7 protein-coding genes and 5 pseudogenes are annotated in these 15127 nt (G+C 67.1%); 7 read left to right on the plus strand and 5 right to left on the minus strand.

The window, feature by feature from the left end; genetic code table 11:
- Positions 1-590 precede the first annotated feature (590 nt).
- Positions 591-3944, minus strand: coding sequence for a hypothetical protein (locus tag ACFYYB_RS26850; protein ID WP_389438139.1), 3354 nt, complete (start codon positions 3942-3944; stop codon positions 591-593).
- A gap of 724 nt (positions 3945-4668) precedes the next feature.
- On the opposite strand from ACFYYB_RS26850, the gene ACFYYB_RS26855 reads away from it, so the two are divergent.
- The 5 genes and pseudogenes from ACFYYB_RS26855 (at position 4669) to ACFYYB_RS26875 (ending at position 11218) form a co-directional block, all read left to right on the plus strand.
- On the plus strand, positions 4669-5163 hold the full coding sequence (locus tag ACFYYB_RS26855; RefSeq protein ID WP_389438141.1) for a hypothetical protein: 495 nt from the start codon (positions 4669-4671) through the stop codon (positions 5161-5163).
- Positions 5164-5525: 362 nt separating this feature from the next.
- Entirely contained in the window at positions 5526-7169 is a 1644-nt protein-coding gene (locus ACFYYB_RS26860; RefSeq protein WP_389438142.1) for a S1 family peptidase, read from the plus strand.
- Between the two features lie 106 nt (positions 7170-7275).
- Positions 7276-9267, plus strand: coding sequence for an RICIN domain-containing protein (locus ACFYYB_RS26865; RefSeq protein ID WP_389438144.1), 1992 nt, complete (start codon positions 7276-7278; stop codon positions 9265-9267).
- A 350-nt stretch (positions 9268-9617) separates the two neighbouring features.
- Positions 9618-10279 (plus strand): annotated as a pseudogene (locus tag ACFYYB_RS26870) (IS5 family transposase).
- A gap of 7 nt (positions 10280-10286) precedes the next feature.
- Positions 10287-11218, plus strand: a pseudogene (locus tag ACFYYB_RS26875) (IS5 family transposase).
- Between the two features lie 15 nt (positions 11219-11233).
- Here the strand turns inward: ACFYYB_RS26875 and ACFYYB_RS26880 are convergent.
- On the minus strand, positions 11234-11530 hold the full coding sequence (locus ACFYYB_RS26880) for a hypothetical protein (protein WP_389438146.1): 297 nt from the start codon (positions 11528-11530) through the stop codon (positions 11234-11236).
- 239 nt (positions 11531-11769) lie between these two features.
- On the opposite strand from ACFYYB_RS26880, the gene ACFYYB_RS26885 reads away from it, so the two are divergent.
- Positions 11770-12504, plus strand: a complete 735-nt coding sequence (locus ACFYYB_RS26885) for a hypothetical protein (protein ID WP_389438147.1) — start codon at positions 11770-11772, stop codon at positions 12502-12504.
- A 14-nt stretch (positions 12505-12518) separates the two neighbouring features.
- On the opposite strand, the pseudogene ACFYYB_RS26890 reads toward ACFYYB_RS26885, so the two are convergent.
- Positions 12519-12800, minus strand: a pseudogene (locus ACFYYB_RS26890) (transposase); the annotation flags it as partial.
- Between the two features lie 418 nt (positions 12801-13218).
- Between ACFYYB_RS26890 and ACFYYB_RS26895 the strand changes: the two are divergent.
- Positions 13219-14480, plus strand: a pseudogene (locus ACFYYB_RS26895) (IS110 family transposase).
- Between the two features lie 20 nt (positions 14481-14500).
- Here the strand turns inward: ACFYYB_RS26895 and ACFYYB_RS26900 are convergent.
- Positions 14501-14617, minus strand: a pseudogene (locus tag ACFYYB_RS26900) (IS5/IS1182 family transposase); the annotation flags it as partial.
- Positions 14618-14715: 98 nt separating this feature from the next.
- Positions 14716-14964, minus strand: coding sequence for a hypothetical protein (locus tag ACFYYB_RS26905; RefSeq protein ID WP_389438149.1), 249 nt, complete (start codon positions 14962-14964; stop codon positions 14716-14718).
- Positions 14965-15127 lie beyond the last annotated feature (163 nt).

The raw sequence follows: 15127 nt of genomic DNA on the forward strand, positions 1-15127 counted from the left end.
GTGTATTTGCCGGGGGCTGTGAGGGTGCAGCTGCCTGTGCCTGCGGCCCGTGTCTGGTTCGAAGGTGCGGTCTTGTTCGTTGCACCGGCCCGGCCCTGATCGGCTGTCGAGGGGCGGACGCTGACGCAGGCTTGGGTGGCGCCGGACTTGCGGGCCTTCGAGCCTGCTGCCGTGGGCTCGCAGAGCTCGCCCGGGGTGGCTAGCAGGGGACTGGTCACCTGCGACCTGGGCGCGATGGTGGGGTTCAGCCCGGTGGCCTGTCGGGGCGCGTCGGCGGACCTGGGGGCGGCTGCCGGGCTCATGCCGGTCGTGGAAAACCCCACGGCTGCGGCTAGCAGCAGTGGGAGAATCGTTCTGCGAACGCGTCCGATTCGTATGGGTATTGCCATGGCCATCCTTGTACGTGTTGGGCTCGGTAACCTGCGGCAGGGTGCGTGCAGGGAGTTGAAGGCGTGATCCAGCACCGACCGCACCGACGCGCACTGGCGCCGGTGCGGGGTTCAGGCGGTGCGGCCGTGCGCGTACCTGAGGCCTCGGCGTTGACGCGTTGAGTACCTGTGGCGCGGCTGGTTTCGGCGACTATGTGCGGATCAGAAGCGGCCGAGGGCTTCCGCAAACCGACTGCCGATCCTGGAGAAGCTGTCCGCGGTCTTGCTCACGGGTGCAATGACCTTCCCCATCTTTGGCGGCACGCGGAAACCGCCGCGCCCGCCCGACACCAGGCTGAGAGCGAAGCGACCGGCGGAGGTATTGAACTCCTTGCTGGTCCAGCCGTATTCGGCGCCATTGAAGATCGTGCTGATTCCGGAGTAGACAATGGACGTTGCGCTGAGTGCGGTGGCCGCGATTCTCAGGGCCGGGGTTGCTGGCGTGGGGACGGCGGAGGCTATAGAGAGGCCGAGTGCGCCCATGGCCGCAAGTCCTGCGGCGACCTCGTAGCCGTCGGCATACCAGCCGGCGTCACTCCACCAGTCCTCCTCGGCATCGGCACCCGTACCGTTGGGGTTGACCTGGTCGTGCTGCGGCGTGTCGGCGGGGTAGTGCTGGTTGTCCTTGTCCCTCTTTGCCTGGTCCGCAGCCACGCGTGCCTGCTCGGCCAGCTCCTTCTTCTCCTTGTCCAAGACAATCTGGCGGGCATCGGAGGCTGCCTTGGCTGCGTCCTCTGAGCTCTTCCCGGCGTCAAGCGCCGATTTGTGTGCGGCGGCGGCCGATTCCCGTGCCGAGCGTGCCGAGGTCACGGCACGGCGGGCCGCGTCGACGGCCTTGTTCGCCGAGTAGTTCGCGGCCCGGGCTGCTCCCTGTGCGACGTTCGCCGCGTTCTTGGCCTTGTCTGCCTGTGCTTGCGCGTCCTTGGAGGACTTTTCGGCAGCGTTGGCGAAGTCGTTGGCCTCTGCGGCGTACCCGTCGGCCAGCTTCTGGGCATCGATGGCTTTGTCTGCCCACTTCTGGGCTTCGGTGGCCGCGTTGCGTGCGTCGGCGGCAGCCTTGGAAGCGTGGGCGGCGTCGCGCTGCGCTTCCTGGGCGATCTTGGCGGCAGCGGCGATCGTTGCCTGGATGGCGGCTGCGTGGCTGGCGGAGTCGAGGTCGAGCTGTGCGGTCTTGAAGCACAGGACCTCGACGAAGTACAGCATCATCCAGATCGGGCCGACGAGGGCCACTTCGCCGAAGGCCTTGGTATAGGGGCCGCCGCTGTAGATGAGTGCCGAGATCTTGACCTTGGTGTCTTCCTCGATGGCGGGGCCGAGGTCCTTGTCGAAGAAGTTCTGCAGGGCCGGCGCTGTGTTGTCCTTCAGCGCCTTGTCCGCGGCCTCCTTCACCCGCTTGCCGGGGTTGTCGTCCAGGATCTTGAAGATGAGGACCCGGTTTTCTTCGGAACTGCGCTGGATGACTCCACCAGTGATGAAGTCGCCTATGGCCTGGTTGCTTCCGCTCGCCAGGGCCTGGGCGGCGCCTTCTGCTACTGCCGGGCTGGAGATCTGTGCGATGTACAGGAGGGTCTCGCGGTCGTCCTGCGCCTGGGCGAGGGAACGGTCGAGGTCGATCCAGGAGAGCATGTCGTAGTCGGTGCCCGCGAGCGCGAACTGGGCCGCTTGCCGGGTCCAGCTGCCCTTGGAGGACAGGAGGGCGACGGCTGCCTTGCGTCCGAGGGAGACGGCGAGGTCGAAATTCTGTGCGGTCAGTGCCTGTTCGGCCTTGGTGATCAGGTCCTTCGTGGCCTGGCTGGTCTGCTGCGCCTGGGTGCGCTTGTTCAGTGCGGCAGCGCGCTGGGCGGTGTTGAAGGAGGCCGCTTCCCTGGCCTCCTCCATGGCCTGCTTGCGGTCTTCCTCCAGCGAGGCCCACTCCGCCGCCCGTGCATCAGCGGCTACCTTGACGGCTTCGCCCACCGTCTTGGTGGCCACGTCTGCGGCCTTGACGGCCTCGGCGGCGTACGCGGTCGACTTGTTCGCGTAGTCGATGGCCTGGCCGGCGTACTTGACAGCGTCTTCGGCCGCAGCGGCGGCCTTGTCGGCATGGCCCGCGGCGGAGTTCGCCGCATCGCGGGAAGCCTTGGCGGCGATCGCGGATGCGTTGGCCAGGGCCTGGGCGGTAGAGGCCGCGTTGGTGGCCTGATTGGCCGCCGTGGATGCGATGGCTGCCTGACGCTTCGCTTCGGCTGCCTCTGATTCGGCGATGCCGGCGGACGTGGCCGCCTGGGCCGAGGCCTTTGCTGCGGTGGCCGCTTCGCGCGCGGCAGAAGCCGCGGAGTCTCCGGCCGCCGCGGCCTCGGTGGAAGCGGTAGCAGCGTCGTCGGCAGCCTTGGCCGCGCTGCGGGCCTTCGCCGCGGCATCACGCGCGGCGACCGCGGCGTCCTTCGCCTCCTTGGCCTTCGAGGCGTCCTTGGACGCAGCGATGGCTGCCTTGTAGGCGGTGGAGGCCGCGGACCCAGCCACTGCCGCTGCCTGCGATGCTCCGGTGGCCGCGCGCGCGGCGCGGCGGGAGGCCTCCACTGCTGTACTGGAGGCGCGGATGGCGATGTTGGCCGCGTCGGCCGCTCCGCGTGCGGCGGTGGCTGCCTTTCGGGCCGCGGCGCCGGACTTCGCCACGTCGTTCTTGGCCTCCTCTGCTTCCGCTGCGGCCTTCTGGGCCGCCTTCTTCGCTTCCGCGGCGGCGACCTGCGCTCGCCGGGAGGTCTCGACCGCAAGGTTGGTGCTCGCCCGGGCGCGCCTGCCCTCTCGCTCGACCACCGCGACGAGTTCCTTGATGGTGGCCTTCTCCTGGTCGCGAGCCCGAGCAAGGTGCTGCCCGACCTCCAGGAACCAGTCCAGGTCCGCGTCCGTGCCCTTCAGCGCACGGTCGGCGTACTTGCTCACCTCCGGTCCCGCCCCGTACATGATCTTCGCGCTCTCGACGCGCAGGTCCTCGAAGTCCGCCTTCCACCGGCCCTCGATGATGAAGCGCTCCAAGGCCTTGTCGGTACCCGCGTCCAGAGCAGCCGTGCCTTCTCGCTTCACAGCCCGGCCGCCGACATTGATGACCGCGGCGGTGGCCACCTTCAGGTCCTCGGTCACCGCCGGCTTGTACCCGCTCTTCAGGAACGCGGCGATGGCCGCATCACCACCGGCGATGGCCGCCGATCCTTCGCGGCTCATGCCCTTGCCTGCGCTGGCCATGTGCGCGAAGACCGCGACCCGGTTGTCTTCCGCTGTGACCTTCACCAATTGCTCGGTCAGAAACGTGGTCACCTCGGCGTCCGTGCCGGTGAGGGCCTGGGCGGCGAGGGCACGAGTCGCTCTGCCTCCGGCGAGCCAGGCGTTCAGGGCCTTGGCCCGGTCGGTGTCGGGCAGAGTAGGCGTGGTACTTCCGGCCGCTCGGGCCGGCCGGAGGGTGATCGGTGCGGCGGCGGCGACGGTGGCGGCGGCGAGCACCCCCAGAAGGCGGCGCCTGCTCATAAAGGTCGTCTGCATTGGGGTTCCTCAAGGTGCAGGTTGATAGGGCAAGTTGATGGGGCGGACGACAAGTCGCCGGGACTAGCGCGGCGGGTGCCTAGGGCTCAAGGTCGGTCGTGCTGACACGCAAGTTCCACCGGCTGGTGGGTACAGCGGCACCCGGCACCAAACAGGGGCAATTACACAGAACGCATGGCGTATTAGGGGCTCGGATCCATCCGGCAGCCACCGCTTGCCGCCTGGAAATCCCTAACAGCGACGCACCCCCCGGTCAGCGCCATCCTCACATGATGCCGCGTCAGAGTAAAGCAAGAAGACTGACGTCCGCATTACCGCGCCCGAGTCGCAGCAAGCCACAGCGATATCACCCAGAGATACGATCGTGATCGATCCGTTACCCATGCCCTTACAACCATTCGACGCCTCAACCAAAGCCCGCCAGATTTATTTGCCCAAACGCCTCACAGGGGATCAACGGTCGCCCCATTTGGGCACAATTAAGTCATACGCCTGATTTAACCGGATGGACATTTGCCCAGGTCAGAGCTGTAATCGAGATGGGGGTGATCTTGACCATCAGTGTTGCCACACAACATTCAAGCCCCTATTCACAGGCGCACCCCGGCTTCCTGCATGTGCGATTTCCGCATGTCGTTGCACCGCATCGGATCATCCTGCTAGGGGTAATCCCCGGGATGAGCCATGCATCCAAACGGCTATAAAACCATTCCTTGGAGTTTCAGTGAAGCATTCCCTGCGCGTACTATCAGTCGGCTGCACCGCATTGGTCGCCGCCGCATTGCTGGCCACCACCGGCAAGGAAACGACGATTTCCACAAAGCCCATCGCCGATGAGGGACCGGGGTATGCGATAGAGACCTTCGAGTACCCGCTGGCCGACAAGATCTTGGCCGAGAAGAACATCCGGCTCAAGCGCGGTGACGGCAACATCACCCTGGCCGACTGCGCCAGCGAGACCGGCCTGTTGGTGGTTTTCGCCCGTAAGAGGGACGAGATCTGCTTCAAGGTCACCGGCAGCAGCGGCTGGCTGACGCTGGAGATGCCTGCCGTCTACGGCATCCGGGGAAGCGCCACACAGACGGCCCAGGTGGACATGACCGTAGGGACGGAGGCGAAGTCCTTCGACGTGGCAAAGGACGTCTTCACTCCCGTGGGCGAGGTCACGGAGAACGAGGGCCGCGACCACACGCTCGTCGAAATCAGGACCGCCAAGTAACGGCTGTGAACGAGCTGGTGACCAGGCCGCTCCCATCGACGGCCCGGCCGGGAGCATCCTGCCCACTCTGAGCCGACCCCTTCGGGAAGCATCTGCCCAAGCTTCGGCCTCACCGCTCGACTGCCCGATCCGGCCTTCTCCGCCCACCGTGTGCGGCACCGAACATCACGGTGACGGCAGGTCAAGTCACCGCACTCGCTCTCCCGCTGCCACCGGGCGCTCAGCGGATCAAGGACAGGAAACACCGTCCTTCGCTCCCGCACCGTAGCCCGCCTGATGGCTGCTCCTGACATCGGGCCAACTGCAGTAGGCCGCACCAAGCGCCTGCCGTCCGCCTTCCGAAGAATCACTTGAGGAAACCCATGCCCCACATACGTTCGCGCACCAGGTGGACAGCCGCGGCCCTGACCATCGCAGGCACCGCTACGCTCGTACCCGCCGGCGCGGCCCTGGCCACCGTCGGTACCCCGGCCGCGGCCGGGCAGTACACCTACACCGCCAAGCTCACCATCGGTGACGAGGCCAACAGCAGCCGTGCCTGCTCCGGTGTCCTCATCGACGCAAGCTATGTGCTGACCACCACGAGCTGCTTCGCGGCGGCACCCGGCGCCTCCGTGGGTAAGCCGGCGAAGACCACGGCCAAGATCGGCGCGGTCACTCTCGATGTCGTCAGCATCGTGCACCATGCTGATCGTGACGTGACGCTCGCAAAGCTGTCGAAGCCGGTCACCGCCGTCACCCCCATCAAGCTCGCCGCCGCACAGCCCGCCGTGAACGCTCCGGTGACTGCTGCCGGATTCGGCCGTACCAAGACCGTCTGGGTGCAGGGCAAGATCCACACCGCCGCGTTCGGTGTCGCTGCCACGGACGCCACCACGCTGACGCTCACGGGCAAGGGCACCGACGCCATCTGCCAGGGCGACGCCGGCGGACCTCTGGTCAACAGCAAGGGCGAGCTGGCAGGGATCAGCAGCCGCTCCTGGCAGGGCGGATGCCTGGGCACCCCCGTGACGGAGACCCGCACCGGCGCGATCGCCGCGCGCGCAGACGGGCTCCAGAGCTGGGTGGAGAAGGAGATCTTTGCCCAGACCCAGGGCTGGAAGACCGGTGCTGTCATCCAGACCGGCGTGGGCGCCTACCAGGCAATGCGGCTCGCAGACGGATCGTGGACCGCCTTCACCGACATCGAGTCCAGGGCCTCTGACATCGGGACCATCAAGAACGGCGCCGTGACCGCCGCCGGGGTCGGCAGCGACACCCACGTCCTCGCGGTCGGCGGCATCGGCGAGAACGCAGGTCACCTTTACCACGCCGTCCGCTCCCTCGAAGGCACCTGGTCGAAGTTCGTCGACATCAACAAGGCCGTCGGAACCCTCACCGACATCACGGACGTCTCCGCCGTCTCGATCGGCAACGACCTCCACGTCATGGCCGTCGCCGGCGGCAAGGTGTTCCACACCGTCCGCAAGGCCGACGGCACCTGGGCATCCTTCGGTGACGTCTCCGCGGTCGCCGGCCCGATCGGCACCGTGACCGCTATCGCCACCGCCAGCGTCGCCGGCCAGCTCCAGGTCGCAGCCGTCAGCGGCGGCAAGGCCTTCCACACCATCCGCAACACCACCGGAAACTGGAGTGTTTGGGGCAACGTGACGGAGGCTGCCGGCCCGACCGGCCCCATCAACTACATCGCGATGGCCGGCGTCGGCGACGATGCCCACATCGTCATCTCCACCGACAGCGGCGCCCACCAGCACCACGCGATGCGCAAGGCCAACGGTACCTGGGACCCCTTCGCCGACCTGACCGGCGTCCTGGGCTCGATCACCACCCGCTCCGTCAGCGCCACACACGTCAACGGTGAACTGCAGGTGGCTGTCGTCACCACCGCCAACCAGCCCCTGCACACCGTCCGCCACGCCGACAGGACCTGGGCCCCCACCACCCCGGTCCCCCTGACCGGCATCAAGGGCAACACCGGCAACATCACCATCACCGGCACCCTCTGAGGTCAGTCGTGTCGACTCCGCGTCACCAACCAAGTCGGGACACTCTGTGGCAGCACGCTCTGGTATCAGCCGACCACACTCCCCGATGACAGACCTTAGGAAGACCATGTCCCACATACGCCCGCGCACCAGGTGGATGGCTGCGGCCCTGACCATCGCAAGCGCCACCGCGCTCGCACCCGCCAGCGCGGCCCTGGCCGATGCCGGAACCCCAGCCGCCGCCGGCGAGTACACCTACACCGCAAGGCTGACCATCGGGGACGGGGACAACAGCCGTGCCTGCTCCGGCGTCCTCGTCGACGCGAGCTGGGTCCTCACCGCGACGAGCTGTTTCGCGAAGACCCCCGGCGCGACGGTCTTGGCTGGCAGGCCTGCTCTACCGACCACGATGAAGATCGGCGCCGGTACGGCGACATTCGGCGTGACCTACGTCGTGCCGCACGGTGACCGCGACGTCGTACTCGCCAAGCTGTCCAAGCCGGTCGCCAGCACCATCATCCCCATCAAGCTCGCCATCACACAGCCTTCCGCCGGAGCCGACGTGACGGCGGCCGGCCTTGGGCGGACCAAGACCGAATGGTTGCCGTCGAAGGTCCACACCGCCGCGTTCGATGTCGCCTCCGCTGATGCCACGACGCTGACGCTCACGGGCAAGGGCACCGACGCCATCTGCCAGGGTGACACCGGCGGCCCGCTGATCAACAGCAAGGGTGAACTGGTCGGCGTCAACAGCCGGTCATGGCAGGGCGGCTGCCTGGGAACCCCTGCGACGGAGACCCGTACCGGCGCCATCGCGTCGCGCGTGGACAACGTGTCCCCTTGGATTGACCAAGTTCGTGACAGCTTCCCCGACCTGCGGCTTGCGTCCCTCGTTCCGAACGTCACCAACGTGATGACCTCAGGCGACTTCAACCGCGACGGGCGCAGCGATGTCGCCGCCGTTACCGCCGACGGGAACTTGCATGCCTTCGCGGGGCGTGCGGATGGCACCTTCGAGTACGGACGCCTCCTGTGGCCGGCCACCGGCGCCTGGAGCAGCGCTACGAAGATCATCGGTGGTGACTTCAACGGTGACGGGCTCACCGACATCGCCGCTGTGTGGTCCTCCACCGGGTCCTTGCGTCTGTACGCGGGGAAGTCTGACGGAAGCCTGGCTGGAGCCAAGGCGATGTGGCCGGACGGTACCAACTGGAACGGCATGCTCCAGCTGGCCCGGTTCAAGAGCGACGGCTCCGGCCGTGACGGGCTTCTCGCGACCTGGGGCGCGGGCAACAAGGGTGACCTGTACGCCTACTCCACGGGCCCGGACGGAGTGCTGAGCGGTCAGACACGCAAGATGTGGCCGGACAGCTCCTGGCAGTCCATGCAGAAGGTTGCCACCGGCGACTTCAACAAGGACGGCCGCGACGACGTCGCTGCGCTAGCCGGCGATGGATCCCTGCTCCGCTACAGCGGCAACGCCGCCGGCCTTCTCGACAGCGCCGCTTCCATGTGGGGCGACAAGTCGTGGAACAACATGCCGATCGTGCTGGCCGGAGACTTCAACGGTGACGGCAAGGCCGACCTCGGCGCACTGTGGAACAACCAGCTGCGCTTCAACCTCTACCGCGGTAACGGTCAGGGCGCCCTCGCTGCTGGCACCTCCGCATGGCCCTCCCCCCTCCCCCTGCCCAGCAGCGGCCAGATCCGCAACGCGAGCAGCGGCAAGTGCCTGGAGATCAACAACTCCAGCAAGGACAACGGGGGCCTCGCCCAGCAGTGGACCTGCGGAACGCAGGCAGGCGCGCAGTGGGAGTTCCGCCCCACCACCACCACGGGGATCTATCAGATCGTCAACGTGAACAGCGGCAAGTGCCTGGAGATCGTCAACTCCAGCACGGACAACGGGGCCCGTGCGCAGCAGTACACCTGCGCCAACATTCCCACCATGCAGTGGAAGATCAAGCAGGCCGGTAGCACCATCAGCCTGGACATCACCAACGTGAACAGCGGCAAGACCCTGGAGATCAACAACTCCAGCCCGGACGACGGAGCACCCGCCCAGCAATGGGCGCACCACACCGACCCCTCCTACGCGGGTCAGAGCTGGTACGTGTAACTCAACCCCGTTCGGCGTCCATGACGCATCCGTAGGCCGGCCCTCCCCCACGTGCGGGAAGGCCGGCCTACGGCCGTAACAAGCTGCTGCAGGTCTGGGCAACCGCGCGAACGAGATCTCCCGCGGCCCCGCGGCCCGGCATAGGCGCCGCGACCGAGCACCTTGTCCGGGCAGGCTGACCGGTGGAGTCTGCCCAGCTCTTCCTTCGCATGTCGGCCCGGGCAGGCCACCAGCCTGTACCGGTACAACCAGGCCGTTCACGTCAGCGGTAAGGGCTCCAACGGCCTACGCGCGCCATCAGCTTGCGTGCCGCGTCCTCGCTGAGGCCCAGGTGCACGTTGGCCTGTGCGGTGTCCAAGTCCGCCACGGCGTGCCGGGCCGCCCAGTACCGACGCGCTTGGCAACGACCTCCAGGCGGGGGGCCGCCCGAACTCCCGCGACGGCGAGGTCGGCTGGTCGATCGTCTGCGTCGACTCGACGATCGTGCGAGCACACCAGCACGCGGCCGGGGCCCGAAAAGGGGGCCCTGGACCGGCGAGGCACTCGGCCGGTCCCGAGGCGGACTGAGTACGAAAATCCACCTCGCCTGCGACGGGCAGGGCCGGCCGCTCGCGTTCACGATCACCGGCGGGAACGTGAACGACTGCACGCAGTTCGAGCCGGTGATGGCCCGCATCCGCATCACAGGTGCGGGCCGGGCCGCCCCCGCACCCGGCCCGAGTGGGTGGTCGCAGACAAGGGCTACAGTTCCCGCAGGATCCGCTCCTACCTGCGGAAACGTGGTATCGCCTGCACCATTCCCGAACGCATCGACCAGATCAGCGGCCGTCTGCGACGCGGCGAGAGCCTCTGCCGGCTAGACCGCACCGTCTACCGGCGGCGCAACGTCGTCGAACGCTGCTTCAACCGCCTCAAGCAGAACAAGGCCCTCGCCACCCGCTACGACCAACGGCCCGCCACTACTAGGAGCTGTCCGGCCGATCATGTGACTACTCGGTCCTGGACTCGTTGACGGGGGCATGGGGCGGGGTGATCTGAGTGATGCCGAGTGGGAACGGCTGCGGCCGTTCCTGCCGGTCAGCAACGGGCGTTGTGGCAGGTGGCGGGATCATCGGCAGGTGATTGACGGGATCCTTCACCGGGTGCGGACCGGGGTTTAGTGGCGTGACCTGCCCGAACGGTTCGGGCCGTGGAAGACGACCTATGAACGACACCGGCAATGGTCGGCTGACGGAACCTGGGAACGCCTGCTCCGGCAGGTCCAGGCCGAGGCCGACGCGGCGGGTGAGATCGACTGGGATATTTCCGTCGACTCCACCATCGTGAGAGCGCATCAGCATGCCGCTGGCGCCCGCACGGATCCGCCGTCGACTCCCGCCTCAAAGGGGGACGTGCCGACAGAACACCAGGACGAGACGCCGTGGCAGAGTCTCCTCGCCCGCCTGGTGGAGGTGGTGCTGGAGGTGAGGGACTGGGCCGTTCGCGCGGCGGGTTCACGACCAAGCTCCACCTGAGTGCGGATGGCCGCTGCCGGCCGCTGTCCCTGGTCGTCACGCCAGGGCAGAGAGCGGACTGTACTCAGTTCAAACCGGTGCTGGAGAAGATCCGTGTACCTCGGCTCGGGACGGGCAGGCCTCGCAAGAAGCCGGACAGTCTCGCAGCGGACAAGGCCTACAGCAACGGGCCCTGCCGCGATTACCTGCGACGACGCGGCATCCGGCACACCATCCCGGAGAAGACCGACAGCCAGGCCGCCCGCCTGCGCAAAGGTTCGCGCGGCGGCCGGCCACCGGGCTTCGACGAGGAGCGGTACAAGAAGCGCAACACCGTCGAACGGGCCATCAACAAGCTCAAGCACGCGCGAGCCGTCGCCACTCGATACGACAAGCGCGGCTACGTCTACCTCGGCACGGCCACCGCGGCAGCCCTCGTGATCTGGCTCCGGACGTAACCGCGCTCTTCGGCGTCAGCTCACCGATGCGCCTGCAGCCAACGCCAAGCCGGAGGCCGCGAGGAAGGCTTCAAGACTGATGACGCCGCTGCCGGTGCCGTCGTCCCATTCGGTCAGGAGTTCCGAGAGGCCCTCATTCCAGGATTCCGGTGTGTCGAGGTCAGGGCCAGGATGCCGCTCAACGCAGCCTGCACCGTGCCGATATCGGAGGGACAGGTACTGGCCTTCCGCCGTCCAGGCATCCCACTGGGACGGGTAGGCGGGACACGTCTGAACAACCCGCACCAGCATCAGACCTCCAACTTCAGCCATCCGGTGATGGTCGCGCGCCAACGGAACTCAGGCAATCGACTTCGGAAACGTCGACTCCGACCATGATCGGCCGGACAGCTCCTAAGCCCTGGTCACCCTCGCCTGCCTACCACTCTGGCTCCCCAACTGACATTGCGGACACGCCCTAGGCAGTCTCTTTCGGATCTTGCTGGTCGAGCAGGATCCGAAGAGGTCGGCCCAGGTGGGTGCTGTCGGAGGGGTGCCGTAGCGTCGCAGGCATGATCTCCGAGCCGACGGGCCGGGCCGCGGGCCCCTACGATGCAGCCTTCTTGCCGCGGCTGCGGATGTCCTTCCGGGCTGCGCCCGAGCCGGTTATGGAACCGGTATCGAAGTTCGGCGGGCAGCCAGTCTGGCTGGATGCACCGGCCTGGCCGGTGCATCCGCGTACGGGCGAGCCCCTGGTGTTCATCGGCCAGTTCCGGGTGCCAGGAGACGGGGTGCGCCTCGCGTACCTGTTTCTGCATGAGGAGGGCGAGGTCATGGGCGGCGACACCCCCGAGGACGGCGAGGCCGTCGTCCTGATGCAGCCGGGTGGGCGGATACCGACCTTCGCGTCGATCGGCTCCCCCAACACACAGGGGCGGACCCTGTGGCGGTGGGGTCCAGACTACGAAGAGGTTCCCGTCGAATGGCTGACAGACCTGACTCCGATGCCGCCAGAACTCGACGAGGCGGCGAACCAAGCCGCCGCCTGCTTCCGTCCTTGGCAGGACGAGGGGCCAAGGGCCGAGTTCCCCGAGAGGGAATGGCCGAAGGACTTTCTGGGGGGCGAGGCCATCTACCCCAACCACCAGGCTTCCGGTATCGACGACTCCTGGCTGTTCCTCTGCCAGTTCGAGGACCGGGGCGAGATGGAGGAGGACCCGTTCTTCCTCAACTTCGGCTACGGAAGCGGCTTCCTCTTCCTCAGCTCCGACCATCTCGAAGGCCGGTTCATGTGGGATTGCAGTTAGGCCGTGTCTTCGGATCACCTGGCTGACGAGATGAAGATGGCGGCGAGGTGGAGTGCTGCGAGGTAGACGGTGGCGGTCTTGTCGTAGCGAGTGGCCAGGCCGCGCCATTGCTTGAGCTTGTTGATGCAGCGTTCGACGGCGTTCCGCTGTTTGTAGGCCTCGCGGTCGAGGGCAGGCGGGCGGCCGCCGAGGCGACCGAGCCGCTTGCGATTGGCGGCCTGGTCGGCCGGCTGCGGGATCACCGCCCGGATTCCGCGGCGCCGCAGATGACGCCGGATCGCCCGAGACGAGTAGGCCTAATGGGAGGCGAAGGCCAGCGGGTGTTGGCCCTCGTGGACGCGAGTCGAGCCTTTCAGTATGCCCGGGCCTCGAGCTCTGTTGACAAGACGAGGCCGGCTCGCGCCCAACACTCCGGGCAGGAGCGTTCGGAACCAGGTGCGGTTCGTTCGGCATGAGCCTCGAAGAGGTCCTGTTTCTGCGGGGCAGCCCGCTGACGGTTCTCGGGCGCTTGGTTGTTCGTAGTCCGAGCCGGTTGCGCGGATCACCTCTCAGCTCTGCCTTGAGCTTTCAGCTCTGACACGGACCGAGGGCCGCGTGACTCGCTGGGGTTGCGAACGGCTGGTGGGATGACGTGCCTTGAGCACTTCCATTAGGGAGCACGCGCACCCTGCACAGGCTCTGACCTGGGAAGAGACTCGTCACGAAGGAGGGCGGATGGAGATCGCCGGGTTACCGACGCCAGTGTTCTGTGGGGTGGACTGGGCCGAAGATCACCACGACATCGCGGTGGTCGATCCGGGTGGGCAGCAGCTCGCCAAGGTGCGGATCAGCGACGATGCCGCAGGGTTTGCCCAGCTCATGGCTGTACTAGCCGAGCACGGTGACAACGAGGACACCCCGATTCCGGTGGTGATCGAGACATCACGCGGATTGCTTGTCGCGTGTCTGCGGGCCACCGGTCGACCGGTCTTCGCGATCAATCCGTTGGCGGTCGCCCGCTACCGGGATCGACATTCCGTCGCTCGCAAGAAGTCGGACGCCGTCGACGCCGCGGCCCTGGCCAACATCCTGCGAACCGACATGGCCGCCCACCGGTCGCTTCCGGCGGACTCCGAGCTCGTCCAGGCCATCGCCGTGCTCGCCCGGGCCCAGCAGGACGCCGTCTGGGCCCGTGGCCAGGCCCACAACAAGCTTCGCTCCCAGCTCAGAGAGTTCTATCCGGCGATCCTCAACGCCTTCGCCCAACACAAGCAAGGCCTGTGCTCGAGGGAAGCCCGCAGCATCCTGGCCGCAGCGCCGACCCCTACATCGGCTGCGAAGCTGACTCGGCGACGCCTGCAATCGCTGCTCAAGCAGGCCGGCCGCGTCCGCGGCATCCAGGCCGAAGCCGAACGACTTTACGAGGTCTTCAAGCGCGACTACCTCCACCAACTCCCGCAGGTCGAAGCGGCTCTCGGCCATCAGACTCCGCTCTGCTCAGGCAGCTGAACACCGCGTGCGACAACGCCGCCCAGCTCGAAGAGGCCGTCACCCGGGCCTTCGAGGAGCATCCGGACGCAGCGGTCATCCGCAGCTTTCCGGGGCTCGCTGCACTGACCGGCGCCCGGGTCCTGGCGGCGATCGGCGACGACCGCACCCGGTTTGCCACTGCCGGATCCCTCAAGGCCTACTCCGGCAGTGCCCCCGTCACCAGAGCCAGCGGCAAGAGCTGCAAGGTCATGAACCGGAAGGTCAAGAACCAGAGACTGGCCGCCGTCGGCTACGCCTGGGCCTTCAACTCTCTGACCAGGTCACCAGGCGCCAGAGCCCACTACGACCGCCGACGAGCGGCCGGCGACCGCCACGTCGCAGCACAGCGGAACCTCTTCAATCGGTTCATGGGCATGTTGTTCCACTGCCTTCAGAACGGTCACATCTACGACGAAGCAGTCGCGTTCCCGCTGGCCTCAGCCGGACTCAGAGCGACGGCGGCTTGACGCTTATCCGCGTGGGGTGTCTTGTCCGCCAGGACCACGTCCGGGGTGATTCTGGGACGGCCGGTCCGCCGGGGCACGCGTAAGCAGGTCATGACCTGCACGAATGCGGGTGCGTCACCGGCCTGGCCCGGCGTGAGAACAAACACGGCGATGGCGCCGAGCGCCAGGAGCAGCGGTGGCCGGGCCGGGTCCTCCCTCTACGGGGGCGGCCGAGGCGGTCAGGCAGCGGACTTCGTCACTCCAGGGCCGGGGCGTCGTCGCGCCGCCGAAGGTCTTGCACCGCCAACGCCACGCCCCGGCCATCGCCCACCAAGGCCCAGAGCCCGAGCGGGACAACAAGCCACCCCCACGCGGTATCGAAGTGCGTGACCACGGCGACTATGAAGAAGAGCTGGGCCGCACAGAGCGCCAGGTTGCCCAGCAGGCGCAGCACGGGATGGAGCTTCTTGCGGGGCTCCACTGCGTACCAGGTCTTCTTCTCCACTTTCCCACCCCTCGTTCAGCCCACGGACAAGCCTTGCCGCCGGGGTACTTCCCTACGTTTCCCAGCGTCGGTGACCTCACCGGTTTCCTCCCCATCGCAGGTCAGGGCGGTGCGGCGAGGACGTCCAGCCATCGCGGGTGCGGCTGGATCTTCTAGTCCGTCG

It is taken from the genome of Streptomyces sp. NPDC002886 (genome assembly GCF_042888445.1).
GTDB lineage: Bacteria > Actinomycetota > Actinomycetes > Streptomycetales > Streptomycetaceae > Streptomyces.

Bases quoted from the DNA above. Each gene is read 5' to 3' on its own strand.
- ACFYYB_RS26850 (WP_389438139.1), bottom strand. From the start codon at position 3,944: ATGCAGACGACCTTTATGAGCAGGCGCCGCCTTCTGGGGGTGCTCGCC.
- ACFYYB_RS26860 (WP_389438142.1), top strand. From the start codon at position 5,526: ATGCCCCACATACGTTCGCGCACCAGGTGGACAGCCGCGGCCCTGACC.
- ACFYYB_RS26865 (WP_389438144.1), top strand. From the start codon at position 7,276: ATGTCCCACATACGCCCGCGCACCAGGTGGATGGCTGCGGCCCTGACC.
- ACFYYB_RS26880 (WP_389438146.1), bottom strand. From the start codon at position 11,530: ATGGCTGAAGTTGGAGGTCTGATGCTGGTGCGGGTTGTTCAGACGTGT.
- ACFYYB_RS26885 (WP_389438147.1), top strand. From the start codon at position 11,770: ATGATCTCCGAGCCGACGGGCCGGGCCGCGGGCCCCTACGATGCAGCC.